This window comes from Sphingobacterium multivorum, assembly GCF_900457465.1.
GTDB classification, from domain to species: domain Bacteria; phylum Bacteroidota; class Bacteroidia; order Sphingobacteriales; family Sphingobacteriaceae; genus Sphingobacterium; species Sphingobacterium multivorum.
In genome coordinates this window covers 805605-823616 of sequence record NZ_UAUU01000009.1, presented here as the reverse complement: position 1 = coordinate 823616, position 18012 = coordinate 805605, and the positions used below count along the sequence as shown (strand labels likewise).

Genomic DNA, 18012 nt, shown 5'->3' with positions numbered 1-18012 from the left:
TTTTATGGGCGCCTTTCTTTCCACATCAGGCGATTTCAATCGTTCAAATAAGCAATTGTATTTCAATTAATAAGCACAGCGCCAAAAGTATAGAAAGCAAATTGGGCCCAATAAATCACAATATTTATTACATTTGTATAATAGCAGTATTGTATGCAGTTTAAAGAGATCATTGGGCACAAAGACATCAAGGAACATTTAGTTCGCACAGTTCAAGAAAACCGTGTGAGTCACGCGCAATTATTTCTTGGTCCTGAGGGTTCAGGCAGCCTTGCTCTTGCTTATGCTTATGCGCAGTTTTTGAATTGCGAAAACCGGCAATTGACAGACAGTTGTGGCGAATGTCCATCGTGTCGAAAATATAGCAAACTGATCCACCCTGATCTTCACATGTCGTATCCTTTTATAGCCAAGCATAAGGAAGATACAGCAACAGATTATGCGGACAGCTGGCGAAAATCTTTTCTATCCAATCCCTACATGGGACTGGAATATTGGCGCAATCAGTTGGATGCGGACAATAAACAGGTGAATATCAATATTGCAGAGGCGCATGGTATCATCAAAAAATTAAGCCTAAAGTCCTTTGAAGCGGAATATAAAGTTTTAATTATGTGGTTGCCCGAATACTTGGACACACAAGGCAATGCGCTGTTAAAGTTAATCGAAGAACCACCCGAAAAAACGCTCTTTATTCTAGTTGCAGAAAATCAGGACAAAATATTAAATACGATCATATCACGTACGCAATTGGTCAAAATAAAGAAGTTGGATCACATGGAGGTCGCACAACATCTCAAGAGCGTATATCATCTTTCGGATCAGGAATCAGCTGAAATTGCGTTTATAGCGGATGGAAACCTGCAAGAAGCCATGAATCAAATTCAATCGCAAACAAATAATCATTTTGGCATTTTAGTCAATTGGTTGCGTTTCATTGTTTCAGATGCTGGAACCAATATGATCTCGTTAGTGGAAGAAGAACTCTCAAAAATGGGGCGAGAAAACCAAAAAAGCTTTCTTTTTTATGCAATTAATATGATGCGTCAAATTATATTAATCAAAGAAGGGCTTTCCAGTTTAGTGTTCTTACCGGCCAAAGAATTGGATTTTGTTCAGAAATTTGCAGTACACTATACCGTTGAACAAATTGAAGCAACAATAAATCTATTTGAGGAAACACATTATTTTGTAGAAAGAAATGCAAATCCCAAAATATTATTTTTAGATTTATCTTTGCAGTTAACATTAATATACAAGTACAAAACGTTTCCGAAAGGAACTCAATATATATAAATAGAAAACTATGGGATGTGGCAGTTGCTCATCCGGCGGAGGTTGCGGTACTACCACGACAAATGGTACACCAGCAGGATGTCAGAACAATGGCTCTTGCATGACTAGCGGATGTAATAAATTAGATGTATATGACTGGCTTTCCGATATGGATATGCCTTCAAACTATAAACCATTTAATATCGTCGAAGTACGATTCAAGGGATCACGAAAAGATTTCTTTATTAATGTAGACAATACCTACCTAGAAATGGGGGAAATGGTGGTCGTAGAACCTTCTACCGGTGGCTATGATGTCGGACATGTCTCCTTAACAGGTGAATTGGTCAGACTACAATTAAAAAAGAACAATGTTACCCCAGAAATGGTAACTAAAAAAATCTATCGGAAGCCCAATGAAATGGATGTAGAGAAGTATAACGCAGCAAAAGATCTCGAATGGGAAACGATGCACAAAGCCCGTAAACTGGCTTTGGACCTGGGTTTGTCCATGAAGATTTCTGATGTTGACTACCAGGGTGATAAAACCAAGGCTACCTTCTACTACACAGCTGAGGGCCGCGTGGATTTCCGTGAGCTTATCAAAAAAATGGCCGAATCTTTCAGGATACGCATAGAAATGCGCCAGATAGGTATGCGACAAGAAGCTAGCCGCCTCGGTGGCATCGGCTCCTGTGGTCGCGAACTTTGCTGTTCAACCTGGTTAACGGATTTCAAAACGGTTTCTACATCGGCAGCACGTTATCAAAATCTTTCGTTGAATACGTTAAAATTAGCGGGCCAATGCGGAAAATTAAAATGCTGTCTCAATTATGAATTGGATAGCTACATGGATGCTTTAAAAGACATCCCAAATAATATCGACCGCATCGAAACACAAAAAGGAGTTGCTTATCTTCAAAAGACCGATATCTTCAAGAAAATGATGTGGTTCTCTTTTCCTGGAGCTGAAAATTGGATTGCCATCCCCGTTCAACAAGTCAAAGAGCTTGTCGAAATGAATAAGCAGGGAATCAAACCGGAAGCTATTTCGAGTGCAGTAGATAACGATGAAGTCAGAGAAGAGAAAAATATCAACTACGATTATGAAAATGTGGTCGGCCAAGATAGCTTAACGCGACTTGATGATCGGAATAAAAGAAAGAAAAAAAGAAAATCAAAAAGCAACACAGTCAAACCGGAAAATAAGGCTGGACAAAAGACTGAAAAGTCGGACCCAAATCCACCCAAACAAGGGGGAAAACCTCAGGTAGCGAACGATTCTACAGCACCTACGGTGAATAAAGACAATAAAGAAGGTGGGAATAGACCAAAGAAACGTTTTAACCGCCATCGGAATAAAAACAAAGGTAATAACAACAATGCTGCTCCAAAAGCAGAATAAAAAAAAATATGCCTTATTTTAACCCATTAGGCATATTCTTTTTATAAATAAACATGAGACTCAAACGCACACCATTTCTTATTGGTATATTATGTATTTGCATAGGGGGTTCTTGTGAACAGACTTCCATTATAAATGATAACAAACCCATTGATAATAAAGCTTGGTTGAATACATCACCGCCTAGCTTTCAATTTCATATTAGTGATAAAACCAAACGATATGATGTATTAATGGATGTCCGTCATACACCGGAATATGCCTTTTCGAACCTTTTTATCCTGATCTACCAACGTGGTCCAGGTAAGAAGCAATCTATTTTCCGCAAAGAAATAAAAATGGCTCGATCCGATGGAAAATGGCTCGGAAAATCCTCAGGGAGCTTATATAATAACCAATCCATAATCCATAAAGATTACCTATTTCCGGATACAGGTATGTATACTATTTCCATCATGCAGAATATGAAAGAAAATCCGTTGAAAGAAATCACCGACGTCGGACTAACGGTTATTCCAAAATGATTGCTTTTTTACGTTATCTATTATTCCCCTTTTCGATCCTATACGGCTTAATCGTATGGCTAAGAAATAGACTATACGATTTCAAGCTGCTCAGCTCAAAGTCATTTGAAATTCCCACGATTGTAATCGGTAACCTTTCTGTCGGAGGTACAGGAAAAAGCCCAATGACTGAATTTGTTGTTTCGAGCCTCAAAGATCAGTATAAAACAGCAATACTTAGTCGAGGCTATGGGCGGGTGACTAGCGGATTTCATTTGGTAAAGACCGATTCGCTAGCAAACAATGTTGGCGATGAACCCTTACAATTCAAAAATAAATTTCCATCGGTTACCGTTGCGGTTTGTGAAGACCGCTGTACGGGAATAGAAAAACTTCAATCAGATCATCAACTGATTATTCTGGATGATGCCTATCAGCATCGAAAATTATCGCCGCTTTTTAATATTCTATTGTTTGATTTTTTATCATTTGGTAGTCCCATGTTTGTTTTTCCTACAGGAAACTTTAGGGACTTACTGATTGAAGCCAAACGGGCGCAGATTATAACAATTACCAAATGTCCAATAGATCTCTCGAACCCTGATAAAAAGCGTATAGAACATAAAATCAGACGCTATAATAAGAACGCATTAATTACTTTTAGCCATATAAATTACTTTCAAGCCATTGACAGCGTCGGAAATACGATCGATTTCAACGACAACGATGTTATTTTGGTTACAGGCATTGCCAAACCGCAACCGCTCGTGGATTATATCAAAAAGAAGGCAAATTTGGTCAAACACCTATCTTTTGGGGATCATCATACTTTTAGTGAATCAGATATTGAACAAATTACAAAATCCTACCGAAGCCTAGCTAGTAGTAACAAAATGCTGTTGACTACCGAAAAAGACTTTCAGCGGTTAAAACCATTTCAACAACAATTGGCGGCTATTGATTTGGCCTATCTTCCAATAGGCCTACAATTTCATGATCCTATCCATAAAGAACTATTCCTTAAAACAATCCATAATGCAGTAGCTCAAAGTGTTAATCAACCTTAAATTTTGTTAAGATAAATTGCTATACTAGACTTTTTCCTCAAATTTATATTCAATAGGTAAACGAAACTACTTTAAAGTCTTTTCTGTCCATAGGGATGGACAATAAACAAATAGAGTGCACAATTACAATGATTGGCATTCATGATATAAACTATACAAAGATGAAAAAGAAAATTTTAATGCAGTAGCCTGTTTATTATTAAGCGCTACAGGAGTTTTTGCGCAACAACGTCAACAACGCAGTCCTGAGGAACAAGCTAAAATGCGTGTAGAGCATCTTGACAAATTACTTAGCCTCAATCAAACACAAAAGGATTCGATCTATAACATTACATTGACCCAAGCGCAACAACGGGCTGCTCTTCGAAACGATGGCGGAGATCGCAAGGCAAATATGGAAAAATTCAAACAGCTTCAGGAAATACAAACAGCTAAGATCAAATCTTGGCTTAGTCCCGAACAAGGTAAGTTATTTGACGAACAACAAGAAAAAATTAAGGAAAGAATGTCTAAACGTTCCGATAATTAATGATTAAAATTCTTTTAAAGAAAGGCTCTTGTTTTATGTACAGGGGCCTTTTTTATTGCTTGTATCTATTTTGTGTATACCATTATTTACCCATACAAGTCTTAGTCAATGCAGTATATTTTAATCATCACGAGGTGATCGCGCCGAACAAGATATCCGGCATCGGATAAATCATCGTTACCTTGTTTTGTTTATCCTAAAACAAAACCAACGTATTGTTTTACAATCTATTAACACATTATCCTGTGTTAAAAATTTGTTAAAGTAACAACTTTAATACAATATAAATACCAATTCAAAGTTTTATAGTAAAACAGTTTAATTGTAACTTTTTAAATACAATAGATATGAAAAAGCTAATTTTAACAGGAATCGGATTCTTTTTGGCCCTCAGCCTAACATTTGCCCAACAGGGTACTCCGGAGGAAACTGCGGCAAAAGCAACAACTGAACTTGTTCAGAAACTGAATCTGAATGATGAGCAAAAGACTGCAGTATCAACTATATTATTGGATCAGGCAAAAACCGAGCAAACGATAACAAAAGACAGTAGCTCCTCTGCTGAAGTAAAAAATGAAGCACTAAATAAGCTTCAAAGCGAGGTAGACACCAAAGTCAGCCAGCTGCTAACCGAGGATCAAAAAGCACTTTACCAAAAAATAATTGCTGAGAGACCGGCGAAATCAGCCCCTGGGACAAAACAACCAGTAACAACTGACCCCACGCGTTAATAGTGAAAAAAATAGAGAATAAACATTGAATAATTTCATCTAAAATTAAACATCATGAAAAAGCTATTTTTAACAGGTATAGGTTTCTTTCTAGCAATGAGCCTAACATTTGCACAACAAACAACCCCAGAAGAGAATGCAACCAAAGTGGTGACCGAATTAGTGACAAAGCTAACATTAAACGAAGAGCAAAAAACAGCTGTGTCAACCATCGTATTAAACCAAGAAAAGGCTATTGCAGCCGTTATCCAGGACGCGACAGCTACAGCTGATGCCAAAAAGGAAAGCATAACCAAAATTCAAGGTGAATCCGATACTAAGATAGCACAACTGCTCACCGATGAACAAAAGACAGCTTATCAGAAATATGTCACAGAGAGACCCCCAGTAAGTATTCCTGCGACTCAAGAAAAAACTGAACAAAACGAATCCGGCAACGGACAGAGCAATCAATAACAACAATCGTTCTATTAAGAATGAAAAACCTCTGGACTAGATTATGTCCAGAGGTTTTTTAATACCTTACAAGAGCTTAAATGCATTAAAAAGGGCTATCCAATCATCTTGGACAGCCCCTTTTGTTTACTGCTTACGGTAATTGACATTAAGATTTCAATTTTTTCATAATGTCACTTACATAAGTCTTAAATTTCTTGTCAGTTTCAATTAAATCCTCTACGGTTTGACATGCATAAATGACTGTCGAGTGGTCTCTTCCTCCGAAGAAAGCTCCGATCGATTTTAGTGAAGATTTGGTATGAGCTTTTGCTAAATACATCGAAATTTGCCTGGCCTGCACGATTTCACGCTTCCTAACTTTCGACTTTACCATATCTACAGGAACTTCAAAATATTCACAAACCAATTTCTGAATAAAGTCCATTGAAATTTCCTTATGGGTATTCTTCACAAAGTTCTTCAACATCGATTTTGCTAAACCCAAATCGATCTCTTTCTTGTTCAATGTAGATTGAGCCAATAATGAAACCATAGCTCCTTCCAATTCACGAACACTGTTATCGATTTGTGTTGCGACATATTCCACTACATTTTCAGGTAATCAATACCGTCAGAATACATCTTCTTCTTCAAAATTGCCATTCTCGTCTCAAGATCAGGAATCTGAATATCTGCAGATAATCCCATTTAAAACGACTAAGCAAACGTTCCTCCAAACCAGCTAAATCCTTAGGCGCCTTGTCTGAAGTTAAAATAATCTGCTTTCCAGATTGATGCAAATGATTAAAAATATGGAAGAAAATATCCTGTGTTTTTTCTTTACCAGCAAAATTATGCACATCATCCATAATGATGACATCCATTGCTTGATAAAAGTTAACGAAGTCATTGATTGTGTTATTTTTCAATGAATCCACAAACTGTTGACAGAATTTTTCACAAGACACATAAATGACCAGTTTATCGGGAAGATTTCTCTTGATTTCATTTCCGATTGCTTGGGCAAGGTGTGTCTTTCCTAAACCAACATCACCATAAATCATCAAAGGGTTGAATGAAGTACCACCCGGTTTATTCGCCACAGCATATCCTGCAGAACGAGCAAGACGGTTACACTCACCTTCGATAAAATTTTCGAATGTATAGTTTTGATTCAATTGCGGATCAACCTGCAATTTTTTCAATCCAGGAATAACAAACGGATTTTTGATATCCCTATTTAAAGATACCGGCACAGGGATAGATTGCCTTTTCCCTTCTGCTCCATTGCCATTCGATGGAAGATTAGTCGTATAAGGATGAGAAGCTGAAGACTTCTCCACTACAATATTGTATTCCAATCTACCTTGTTCTCCTAGGAATTTCTTTACGGTCTTGCGAAGAATTCCTACATAGTGTTCTTCCAACCACTCATAAAAAAATAAGCTAGGCACTTGAATAGTCAAAACGTCACCCTCCAAACGGACTGCTTTCACAGGTTCAAACCAGGTCTTGAAACTTTGTGCTGGTATATTATCTTTGATAATCGAAAGACAATTATTCCAGACACTTGAATACGTTTTTTCCATTCTAAAATTGTTAATAAGTTGATTTACAATACGCGACAAAAAATATGTTGATAACTTTCTCTGAGAACGAAGATGACAAAAAAAAAATCAGCTAAAAAACTAAAATATAAAATAATTGATAATACATTATATATCAGTATTTTACCGTGTAAATTGTGGAAAACTAGCGCTAAAATTGATCTCTAAAAATAATTATTAACATTCCAAATTTATTTCAAAAAAAAGAACAAAAAAAGTAGCAAACTTACTACCTATCAGTCCTTAAGGTCTAAATCTAAATTAACCAAAATAATAGCTAATTACAATCTTTAGTTCATATATTTTAATCTTAAATTTATAAGAATTTAAAGCCAACTTAACATCATTGTCAGAGGACTATTAAAGTTATTTACGCACAACCTTAAAACAAAAATCAATGCGGATTATAGGACAGAAAAAAACAAATTGTAACAGATGAGATGAGTTCTAAATTCAAACATCCTACCCTTGAAAAATGAAAAAAGGAGATCAAAATTGATCTCCTTTTTCATTTTTCAAATGTATAGCTCTTATCCGACCATTGAGCTGGTCAATTTTCCATTGCAAAGTTTTTTGGCTTCTGATACGATAGCATCAGCATCGTAGTGTGCATGCTTCCACTGTGCATTTTGTTCAGCATGCTCAATGATCTTATCCGGAATACCCAAACGAACAACCTGGCTATGATATCCGTGATCGGCCATAAACTCCAATACAGCCGAACCTATGCCCCCCTGTAAACTTCCATCTTCAACCGTGATAATTTTATCAAATTTCTGAAAGACCTGATGAAGCAAAGCTTCATCCAATGGTTTAGCAAATCGAAGATCATAATGCGCTGGATGTATTCCCAGTTCATTTAACTGCTGTACCGCTTTAACAGCTTCATTTCCTATCGCTCCAAAACTTAAGATAGCAAGCTCCTCACCTGCTGATATAAGACGCCCCTTTCCTATTTCTATTTCTGTAAATGGGCGACGCCAGTCTGGCATAACACCATTTCCTCTAGGATATCTAATAACAAACGGACCTTTATTGGGTAACTGCGCTGTATACATTAAATTTCGTAACTCTTCCTCATTCATCGGCGCAGAAACCGTCATATTTGGAACACAGCGCATAAAAGCGATATCATAAGCGCCATGATGTGTCGCACCATCCGCACCGACCACTCCCGCACGATCCAAACAGAAAACAACATTCAGATTTTGTAATGCAACATCATGGATGACTTGATCATAAGCGCGTTGCATAAACGACGAATAGATATTACAGAATGGTAATAATCCCTGTGTTGCGAGTCCCGCACTGAATGTAACTGCATGCTGCTCAGCAATACCAACGTCAAATGCACGGTCAGGCATAGCTTTCATCATAATGTTCAAGGAAGAACCAGAAGGCATTGCAGGCGTGATCCCCACAATCTTATCATTTTCTTCCGCAAGCTCAACTAAAGTATGTCCAAAAACATCTTGAAATTTAGGTGCTACCGGTTTATCATTCAAAGACTTCTTGATCTCACCCGTAATTTTATCGAATAGACCTGGAGCATGCCATTTCGTCTGATCTTTTTCAGCTAGCGCAAAACCTTTTCCTTTGATGGTGACGGCATGCAATAATTTAGGCCCCGGTATATGCTTAAGGTCTTCAAGGGTCTTAGCCAATTTCTTGACATCATGCCCATCAACCGGTCCAAAATATCTAAAATTTAAAGATTCAAAGAGATTGGCATTTTTTAATAAAGTTCCCTTTATGCTTTTTTCCAATTTTTTGGCAATACCAAGTGCATTTGGACCAACTTCCGAAATCTTGGTCAATACAGCTGCGATATCGTCTCTAAAACGATTATAGCGCTTGGAGGTTGTTATACTTGTCAAATACTCCTTCAATGCGCCTACATTAGGGTCAATGGACATGCAGTTGTCATTCAGAATAACCAAAAGGTTTGATTTCGAAATACCGGCATGATTCAGTGCTTCAAATGCCATTCCACCAGTCAAGGCACCATCACCGATAACCGCGATATGCTGACGATCCTTTTCACCCTTTATTTGGGAAGCGACTGCCATGCCTAATGCTGCAGAAATAGATGTTGACGAGTGTCCAACACCAAATGCATCGTATTGAGATTCAAAACGGTTAGGAAAACCCGAAATTCCGTTCTCAATTCGATTTGTATGAAATATATCGCGACGCCCCGTTAGGATTTTATGCCCATAAGCCTGATGACCTACATCCCAAATCAATTGATCGTATGGGGTATTCATTACGTAATGTAACGCCACCGTTAACTCGACGACTCCCAAACTTGCTGCAAAGTGACCACCATTAACCGAAACCTGATCAATAATAAATTGACGTAATTCCTGACTTAACTGTTCTAATTGGTCTTCCTTTAGCTTTTTAAGATCAGAGGGATCGTTTATTTTACTTAATAGTTCTCCAGCCTCAAACTGCATAGTACTGCTATTTACATGATATGTTCGTACAAAGTAACGACAATTTTATTTAATCTTTAAAATAAATCGCATTTACATATTGATGAACAACAAATAAAATAATGAATAGTTTGTATCGAAGTTATTCCAAAAGATTTTATATGTAAATTTGTATAAGATATGCAAGTAGAAGAAGGCTACGAAATCAAGCTTCCTCAATTTGAGGGACCTTTTGATTTATTATTATTTTTTATCGAACGGGATGAACTAAATATCCACGATATACCGATCTCAAAGATTACAGATGATTTTTTATCGTATGTGAGCCAAATGCAAGCGCTCAATATGGAAATGGCAAGCGAGTTTATCTTTGTTGCTTCGACACTGATGCGTATTAAAGCTAAAATGCTCTTGCCTCGTCTGGATCTGGACGACAATGAAAATGAAATCGATCTTAGAGAAGATCTTGTTCAAAAACTTATTCTCTATAAGCAATTTAAAGAGACCTGTGAAGAATTGAGGGTCTTGGAAGAAAATCGTCTCAAACTATACAATCGAGGCAACATACGCTATGATATCCAACAAAGACTAAAATTAGATTCTACCGGAGAAAATTTGGATAGCTTCGACCTCTATGGTCTAATGATGATTTACGAGCAAATGATGTATCAATTCCGTAATCGTCCCCCTGAAGTAACCCATACAGTTGTCAAATACCCATACACCATTGAACAACAGAAGAAAGCAATTGCCGAACTGATTGAAATCAATAAAAAATTAGATTTTCAAGAAATTCTTAAAAACTCAGAAAATAAAATACAGTTCGTCTATAACTTTTTAGCGATTCTCGAAATGCTCCAGCAGCGATTATTACAGATCGAAGTGGGCTTAGGCTATAACAATTTCAATGTAGGTGAAAGAGATCCAAATGAGACGGAGGAACTCCTGTTTGAGGAGGAAGAAGCATAAAAAAAGACCTGTTTTGAACAGGTCTTTTTCGTATTAATCTTTTTTCTTAAATGCATTCCAGCCTTGTGCCGTTATCGGATAAAGATTCCCAGATTTGGAAATCATCTCACAACCTTCCGATCTTGGCGTCATATAACCAATAATACTAATATCAGGTAAATTCTTAATTTTATCGTGATCCGATTGCGCTATTGTAAACAATAACTCATAGTCCTCACCACCATTAAGTGCAGCTACGGTTGGATCAATGCCAAATTCCCGCCCCGTATCATAAGTCATCTGATCCAATGGAATTTTTTCCTCATATAATCGGCATCCTTTATCTGATTGTCGGCAAATATGAAGAATTTCAGATGCAAGCCCGTCCGAAATATCCATCATCGCTGTGGGCTTGATCCCTAGCTTGGCAAATAATTCAACAATGTCTTTCCGGGCTTCAGGTTTCAATTGGCGTTCAACGATATAATCCTTTCCTTCCAAATCAGGTTGTACATTCGGATTTTCTAAATAAATCTCTTTCTCACGTTCCAAGAGTTGTAAGCCCATATAAGCTGCACCGAGGTCACCGGACACACACAATAGATCTCCTTCCTGTGCTCCACTACGATAAACGATCTGATCTGCATCAGCATAGCCTATACTTGTCACAGAAATAACCAGCCCCTGTGCTGAAGCCGAAGTGTCACCCCCGATTAAATCGACATTATACTTCTTACAGGCAATCAAAGCTCCTTGATAAATTTCCTCTACGGCTTCTAATGGAAATTTAGAGGACATACCGATTGAAAAGGTAATTTGAGAAGCTATTCCATTCATCGCATAAATATCGCTCAAATTGACTTGAACAGCTTTATAACCTAAATGTTTTAATGGTACATACCTAAGATCAAAATGAATCCCTTCCAACAATAGATCAGTCGATACCAAAGTCTTCTTACCTTCGAAATCTAAAACAGCCGCATCATCCCCAATCCCCTTCACAGTGGATTTCTCTGTCAATTCAACAGCCTTACTTATATAATCAATCAGTCCAAACTCGCCCATTTCCTCTAGATTGGTCCGCTCGGTATTATCAAAATCAAACATGCTAAAAAGTTTAAAAGTTTAATATAGGTAATGCCGGATAATCATCTTTGACTGATGCATTAAGATGGCATTACAAAACAAGTATAGCTATAAGTCCAATGAATTTATATGCTTATCCAGCTAAGCGTCTTAATTACAAGCTAGGACAAACATTCATAAAAATTGTTTGTATTACGTTAAAAATCAATAATCTACGATAGCTAATCGTAGCAAAATACAACAAATCTATAGTCCTAAGCGCGCTGATATTTCCAACATACGTTCAATAGGACGTTGTGCACGAAGAATCACATCCTCAGTAAGAAGAATTTCAGGGGACTCATACTTTAGACAGTTGTATAGCTTTTCAAGCGTATTAAGCTTCATATGCGGACAATCATTACATGCACAGGCATTATTAGGAGGAGCAGGAATAAAAGTCTTATGTGGACTCGCTTTTTGCATTTGGTAAAGAATGCCTGATTCTGTAGCAACAATATAAGCCTGGGCTTTATCTGTTTGGGTAAATTTAAGCATTCCAGCAGTCGATCCCACATAATCAGCTATCGCGAGTATATGATCTTCACACTCTGGATGGGCAATAAACTTAGCCTCGGGGTGCTCGCTTTTCAACGGTCAATTTTATCTTGAGAAAAAATTTCATGCACCATACAAGCTCCATTCCAAAGTACCAGGTCACGTCCTGTTTTCTTCTTAACATATGCACCTAGGTTGCGATCTGGACCGAAAATGATTTTCTGATCCTCCGGAAGACTCTCAACAATCTGAACAGCGTTGCTTGATGTGCATACAATATCTGAAAGAGCTTTCAATTCAGCCGTACAATTTACATAGGTAATCACCAAATGATCAGGATATTGCTCTTTAAATTTAGCAAAAAGATGTGGTGGGCATGAATCTGACAATGAACAACCGGCTTTAGCATCTGGCAAAAGAACCTTCTTCGTCGGTGAAAGTATTTTAGCCGTCTCAGCCATGAAATGTACTCCAGCAAAAACAATTACATCTGCATCGGTTTTTCGCAGCTTCCTGCGATAAGCCAAGACTATCTCCTATATAATCTGCTATATCTTGTATTTCAGACTCTTGATAATAGTGAGCCAAGATGACAGCCTTCTTTTCTTTCTTTAAGCGTTGGATCTCTTTAATCAAATCCAGTGAGGGATCAATCGGAGCATCGATATAACCTTTTGCTTGAAGCTCATAATTTACAATTTCCATGCGAGTAGTTTCAACTTTTATGAGCAACAAAAATAAGCATTGTTATATATATAAAAGTCAATTAAAAGCAAATTAATCAAGTCGTGGTAATATAGCTCTCGCTTCCATTTGATCCATTAGTAGATTATAGTGAATAAAACACTGATATAAAACCTATTATTAATTAGTAACAGATTACAACGTGTTTTTTAAGTCGAGCTCATTGGATAATGTAAGTTTGTAAATTTGATCGAACAATGGCGACTTTTGTCCAATTACATGATTTTGTAGAACTGACAGCAATATATGTACTTGATCATGCAAAACAAACATTAACAAACTTTAATAGTTAAATTAATTTATATACAGTTTAATTATACAGTGTTATGCCCATATAAACTCTTTTAGACTTGGATATTTGGAAAACTATTCAAGCTCTTCGTTTATAACAAAAACTGAAAGGGTTTATTTCACATTATTTCGATCTTCGAAAATCAGTTTCATCCATAACTTACTTTCGTAGCCTAAGAAACGTTTTTAGGCATATTACAAAACAATGAAAAATATGGCACAAAAGGAAGCTTTATTTATTAACATTTCAGATAAGAAAACGGTTTTGAGGCCGTATAGGATAGATTAATAAATCTTGGATTGATGTATAATTTTATATCAAATTCTCAGCGAGTTTATTTTCGCAAATTTTGAGAGAATTGTCTATACGTGCAGCACGGAAAGCATATAAATAGCACCGAAAATGAAATAAAGGCTCTTAGAATCGTCTATAGCATATTTTATCACTGCCTAACCAATATATGGCATTCTAATCGCGAGTAGCTGAAGTTTATATATTCTCATTTGCCAACTCATACAGCAACGATGACCAGCGTAGGACCAAAATCAATTTTCCTAAATCATAATACGCCGCAAATAACCAATAGAAGGCATTATTTCCAAAATAAACCCGTCGAGAATAGCATATATAAGAATTATTAGCCTGTAAAAATGAATATAGGAATATAACAGGGATAAATTTATCGGATCAGGCCTAATAGGGTTGAATAAAATAATTCAGAATAAACACGATAAGAATTAGATATTTATAAAAAGATCAAATGAGTCGAGTAGAAGCGACTTTAAAAGGCACTAATTCCCGCAAATTGAAATCCGACTAAAATAATGTGTATAGTATCCAAAATAAACTGGATGAGAATTAAAAATTGACCGCTGTGATCTAGAGTAGTGCTTTTATTTAATTCTAAGAAGCTTAATAAAACTTTTTTTGCTATCTAATTACAGGAAATTTTACAGCAATCACAAATTCAGTCGAAATAACACAAAATAAAGTTATTAATACCTTGTATCTGGATAAAAATCCTGTAAATAGCTCTATTCTAAACTCAATATAACACAATCGGAGCGTATATCCCGCTAGAATAATCATCTGGCAATAACTATCGCATAAAATACAATAAACTAAAAATATATAACTTAAAAGATATTAATTCATATAAAATAAAAATAAATTATTCAAAATTTAGGCAATTATAAAATTTGCGGATTATAGTACTTGACATTCAAATACATAGATAATATTAAAAAAAATACTAAATATGCAACTGATAAAGCGCTTTAAAAACGACAAACTCGCTTAGAATTAAATATCCCATACAAATAACGAATCAACAAAATATATTCAATCTATAAGAGCTTTATTTTAGAAAAATAAACCCTGAGAATGATCTAAAAAATTGCCAGATAGCAATAATCCAAAATATTCTAATGTCACTGATCTAAATTTGGATATTTCCTCCATTTAGCCGATGTTGGGCTGCAAATATAGTAAGATTGTTTGTTCTGCAATAAATTATTTGAAGAAATTATCTGCATTCCAAAATTATTAACAAGTCAATCTTCGAATTTCACTTAGATCTTAAAAAATTACTATTTAAGGCCATAGAATGTATTAAAAAGCCCTGAAAACAAATTTTTAAAAAATATCCAATTCTAAACAGGTATATTTTTAAACAATCGCCTTGAGATTCTGTTTAAAATTCAATCCCGCGAAAACCAAACAAATATCGTAGCCAAATCTGAATATAAACAGGCAGATCCAGGAATAAAAAATTCCAATAACCAAATACCTCTCAATTTCCATTTTTGAAAACTTTGCTTATAAAGTACAGAAATTTTTGACGCCAATTTTACCTCGTTGAGAAAGCAAAATTCACATATTTTTGAAAAAAATACGCAAATAAGCAAACCTCAAACAGTTTAAAATCCAAATATCAAAATCAATTAAATTGCCTTTTTCATATCAATTTTAAAAGCAAAGATTAGCAACTATTAGAATTCAATAAAGGAATTTATCTGCTCTAAAGACAGAAATATTAAAATCTCATAGCATCCATATTAGAATTAAAACTTTTCTGATCCGATTTCTATCGGTTACAAAGCGATAAAATTGAAATAAGATCCCAAACGGGAAAATATCCAAGTATAAAACGACTTAAACCTATATTTTTTTTAAAAAAATTATAAATAACGCGCTGAAACTAGATTAAATCCATATACAAAAAAAAATAAAATAAATAGTCAATCCTAAAGCGCTTTAAAAGTCAATAGGAAATTCAAAAAATAAAATAAACTCAATTAGAATTAAATATTTCAATAGGGGACTTTATAATTCCCGAATATCGAAATCTAACCGCTTCTAATCGAACTTGACAAAACTAAACAAAGATTTTCGAACGTATTCCACAATCTTTTTTTTCAATAAATACCAATTATTTAAAATAGAAAATCTCTTATTGTTTATTATGGTGTGGAAAAGTGGTATAAATTAGGTTATTTCGATTTTGATTTTAGGTTTTTATAGAGTTTTCAACAATTTTTCAACAGAATTTATTCATTAAAGACCTGATTTTTAAAATTCTAAATTATCTTATTTTTTATTTTCCATATATTTTTGTTGAATAGTTTTTGTTTAGAAAATGTGGAAATCTCTAGATTTTTGTGCGGAAAAATTTTAGAAATAAGGCTTGCAAATAGGGGATTTGTGAATTGTTAAATACTTTTCATTTTTATTTAACCTTTTATTTACACGTTTTCCACATTTTTCGTTAATTTGAATCGTCACTTTTGGGGATAGTTTGTGAATTTTAATTTATATGGCAGATAGAAAGGTAGATTTTTTGGTCATTGGATCAGGTATTGCTGGATTAAGCTTTGCTTTAAAAGCATCGAAATTCGGTAAAGTATTGATAGTCACTAAGTCCAATGAGGATGAGTCTAATACAAAATATGCGCAAGGGGGAGTGGCTGCCGTTGTGGATAAGTCAGATAGCTTTGAGAAGCATATCATTGATACTCAGATTGCTGGGGATGGTTTATGCGATGTTGAAATTGTGGAAAACGTAGTGAGAGAAGCACCGGAACGGATTGCAGAACTTATTTCATACGGAACATCATTTGACAAGGAGGAATCGGGGTTATATGATCTGGCAAAAGAGGGGGGACATTCCGCTCATCGTATTTTACATTATAAAGATATAACTGGCTATGAAATTGAGCGTGCATTATTGGCGCAAGCACATAGTGATCCCAACATTGAAATCGTAACGCATTACTTTGCCATTGATTTGATTACACAGCATCATTTGGGGGAATACGTGGATAAGAACAGGGAAGACATTACCTGTTATGGAATTTATGCTTTTAATACCTCATCACATTTAGTAGATAAGATTTTGAGTAAGGTTACTGTGATGGCTTCTGGAGGAGCAGGGCATGTTTATTCAAGTACAACAAATCCAACTATTGCGACTGGAGATGGTATTGCTATGGTGTATCGGGCAAAAGGTAAGGTACGTAATATGGAGTTTATGCAATTTCACCCTACTTCTTTATACAATCCAAAGGACTCTCCTGCATTTTTGGTATCTGAAGCCGTACGTGGATTTGGGGGTATTTTAAGAAGGATCAATGGTGAATCTTTCATGGAGGAGTACGATGAACGTGCTTCTTTGGCACCAAGAGACATCGTTGCTAGAGCTATTGATGCCGAGATGAAGAAATCTGGTATAGATTATGTGTACCTTGATATCACGCATCGGAATAAGGAAGATATTATCAAGCATTTTCCAAATATTTATGAAAAGTGTCTTTCGATCGGACTGGATATGGCGAAGGATTTTATACCAGTTACACCGGCTGCGCATTACCTCTGTGGAGGCATTTATGTAGATGATTTTGGACGCAGTAGCCTCGTTAACTTATATGCTTGCGGAGAGTGTTCTTCTACTGGCCTGCATGGGGCAAACCGATTAGCTTCTAATTCACTTCTTGAAGCACTTGTTTATGCACATCGTATTTTCCTGGACGCCACAAAGTCGATAGGATTGATTAACCATATTGTTGATGTCCCCGAATGGGATGACTCTAAAACCTCTCTTTCAAATGAGGATATTTTAGTAAGTCATAATTTACGCGAGTGCCAAAAGATTATGAGTGACTATGTTGGCATTGTCCGTTCCGATTTTAGGCTTGAAAGAGCTCTTAAACGGCTACATCTCTTGTATGAGGAGACCGAAGAATTTTATCGAAATACAAGGCTTTCTGTTAAACTGTGTGAATTACGTAATGTTATTCAAGTAGCTTATATCGTGACAAAATCAGCTATGTTACGGAAAGAAAGTAGGGGATTGCATTATACAACGGACTATCCGAAACATTCGGAAGTATTACAGGATACAATTTTTTAAGGAA

The 18012-nt window shown here is 35.9% G+C and carries 14 protein-coding genes and 1 pseudogene; 9 read left to right on the top strand and 6 right to left on the bottom strand.

What is annotated here, in order from left to right; translation table 11 throughout:
* Window positions 1–153: 153 nt before the first annotated feature.
* The 7 genes from DTA23_RS15075 to DTA23_RS15045 all read left to right on the top strand — a co-directional run bounded on the left by DTA23_RS15075 (window position 154) and on the right by DTA23_RS15045 (window position 5966).
* A complete protein-coding gene (locus DTA23_RS15075; protein ID WP_070562628.1) occupies window positions 154–1296 on the top strand; it encodes a DNA polymerase III subunit in 1143 nt (380 codons plus the stop codon).
* Between the two features lie 10 nt (window positions 1297–1306).
* Window positions 1307–2680 carry a PSP1 domain-containing protein gene (locus DTA23_RS15070; RefSeq protein ID WP_172462425.1) on the top strand — a complete coding sequence of 458 codons (1374 nt, stop codon included), beginning with the start codon at window positions 1307–1309 and terminating at the stop codon, window positions 2678–2680.
* A 53-nt stretch (window positions 2681–2733) separates the two neighbouring features.
* A complete protein-coding gene (locus DTA23_RS15065) occupies window positions 2734–3204 on the top strand; it encodes a gliding motility lipoprotein GldH (RefSeq protein WP_112375170.1) in 471 nt (156 codons plus the stop codon).
* Window positions 3201–4250 carry a tetraacyldisaccharide 4'-kinase gene (gene lpxK / locus DTA23_RS15060; protein WP_112375169.1) on the top strand — a complete coding sequence of 350 codons (1050 nt, stop codon included), beginning with the start codon at window positions 3201–3203 and terminating at the stop codon, window positions 4248–4250. Before DTA23_RS15065 ends, lpxK begins: the two co-directional genes overlap by 4 nt.
* 262 nt (window positions 4251–4512) lie before the next feature.
* On the top strand, window positions 4513–4779 hold the full coding sequence (locus tag DTA23_RS15055) for a hypothetical protein (RefSeq protein WP_112375168.1): 267 nt from the start codon (window positions 4513–4515) through the stop codon (window positions 4777–4779).
* Window positions 4780–5126: 347 nt separating this feature from the next.
* A complete protein-coding gene (locus DTA23_RS15050; RefSeq protein WP_112375167.1) occupies window positions 5127–5510 on the top strand; it encodes a DUF4890 domain-containing protein in 384 nt (127 codons plus the stop codon).
* A gap of 54 nt (window positions 5511–5564) precedes the next feature.
* Entirely contained in the window at window positions 5565–5966 is a 402-nt protein-coding gene (locus DTA23_RS15045) for a hypothetical protein (RefSeq protein ID WP_070562646.1), read from the top strand.
* Between the two features lie 148 nt (window positions 5967–6114).
* Here the strand turns inward: DTA23_RS15045 and dnaA are convergent.
* A pseudogene (gene dnaA / locus DTA23_RS15040) lies at window positions 6115–7537 on the bottom strand (chromosomal replication initiator protein DnaA).
* A 548-nt stretch (window positions 7538–8085) separates the two neighbouring features.
* A complete protein-coding gene (gene dxs, locus DTA23_RS15035) occupies window positions 8086–10014 on the bottom strand; it encodes a 1-deoxy-D-xylulose-5-phosphate synthase (RefSeq protein WP_070562653.1) in 1929 nt (642 codons plus the stop codon).
* A gap of 159 nt (window positions 10015–10173) precedes the next feature.
* On the opposite strand from dxs, the gene DTA23_RS15030 reads away from it, so the two are divergent.
* Window positions 10174–10962: a segregation and condensation protein A gene (locus tag DTA23_RS15030; RefSeq protein WP_070562657.1), complete on the top strand. Its 789-nt coding sequence runs from the start codon at window positions 10174–10176 to the stop codon at window positions 10960–10962.
* A 33-nt stretch (window positions 10963–10995) separates the two neighbouring features.
* On the opposite strand, the gene thiL is transcribed toward DTA23_RS15030, so the two are convergent.
* The 4 genes from thiL to nadA form a co-directional block, all read right to left on the bottom strand.
* Window positions 10996–12048 carry a thiamine-phosphate kinase gene (thiL, locus tag DTA23_RS15025; protein ID WP_070562660.1) on the bottom strand — a complete coding sequence of 351 codons (1053 nt, stop codon included), beginning with the start codon at window positions 12046–12048 and terminating at the stop codon, window positions 10996–10998.
* Window positions 12049–12273: 225 nt separating this feature from the next.
* The gene (locus tag DTA23_RS31090; RefSeq protein ID WP_502263827.1) at window positions 12274–12660 is read right to left on the bottom strand and encodes a quinolinate synthase NadA; all 387 of its coding nucleotides are present in this window, start codon (window positions 12658–12660) and stop codon (window positions 12274–12276) included.
* On the bottom strand, window positions 12657–13025 hold the full coding sequence (locus DTA23_RS31085) for a quinolinate synthase NadA (protein ID WP_502263826.1): 369 nt from the start codon (window positions 13023–13025) through the stop codon (window positions 12657–12659). The genes DTA23_RS31090 and DTA23_RS31085 overlap by 4 nt, the downstream gene beginning before the upstream one ends.
* Complete coding sequence (gene nadA / locus DTA23_RS31080) at window positions 13018–13269, bottom strand: quinolinate synthase NadA (RefSeq protein WP_502263825.1); 252 nt, start codon at window positions 13267–13269, stop codon at window positions 13018–13020. The genes DTA23_RS31085 and nadA overlap by 8 nt, the downstream gene beginning before the upstream one ends.
* Window positions 13270–16415: 3146 nt before the next feature.
* Between nadA and nadB the strand changes: the two genes are divergently transcribed.
* On the top strand, window positions 16416–18008 hold the full coding sequence (gene nadB / locus DTA23_RS15015) for an L-aspartate oxidase (protein ID WP_046673171.1): 1593 nt from the start codon (window positions 16416–16418) through the stop codon (window positions 18006–18008).
* The last annotated feature ends 4 nt before the right edge of the window (window positions 18009–18012 follow it).

Coding starts and splice junctions, on each gene's coding strand:
- DTA23_RS15055 (WP_112375168.1), top strand. CDS start 4,513: ATGCGTGTAGAGCATCTTGACAAATTACTTAGCCTCAATCAAACACAA.
- dxs (WP_070562653.1), bottom strand. CDS start 10,014: ATGCAGTTTGAGGCTGGAGAACTATTAAGTAAAATAAACGATCCCTCT.
- DTA23_RS31085 (WP_502263826.1), bottom strand. CDS start 13,025: ATGGCTGAGACGGCTAAAATACTTTCACCGACGAAGAAGGTTCTTTTG.
- thiL (WP_070562660.1), bottom strand. CDS start 12,048: ATGTTTGATTTTGATAATACCGAGCGGACCAATCTAGAGGAAATGGGC.
- DTA23_RS15070 (WP_172462425.1), top strand. CDS start 1,307: ATGGGATGTGGCAGTTGCTCATCCGGCGGAGGTTGCGGTACTACCACG.
- DTA23_RS15075 (WP_070562628.1), top strand. CDS start 154: ATGCAGTTTAAAGAGATCATTGGGCACAAAGACATCAAGGAACATTTA.
- DTA23_RS15050 (WP_112375167.1), top strand. CDS start 5,127: ATGAAAAAGCTAATTTTAACAGGAATCGGATTCTTTTTGGCCCTCAGC.
- nadA (WP_502263825.1), bottom strand. CDS start 13,269: ATGGAAATTGTAAATTATGAGCTTCAAGCAAAAGGTTATATCGATGCT.
- DTA23_RS15030 (WP_070562657.1), top strand. CDS start 10,174: ATGCAAGTAGAAGAAGGCTACGAAATCAAGCTTCCTCAATTTGAGGGA.
- nadB (WP_046673171.1), top strand. CDS start 16,416: ATGGCAGATAGAAAGGTAGATTTTTTGGTCATTGGATCAGGTATTGCT.
- DTA23_RS15045 (WP_070562646.1), top strand. CDS start 5,565: ATGAAAAAGCTATTTTTAACAGGTATAGGTTTCTTTCTAGCAATGAGC.
- DTA23_RS15065 (WP_112375170.1), top strand. CDS start 2,734: ATGAGACTCAAACGCACACCATTTCTTATTGGTATATTATGTATTTGC.
- lpxK (WP_112375169.1), top strand. CDS start 3,201: ATGATTGCTTTTTTACGTTATCTATTATTCCCCTTTTCGATCCTATAC.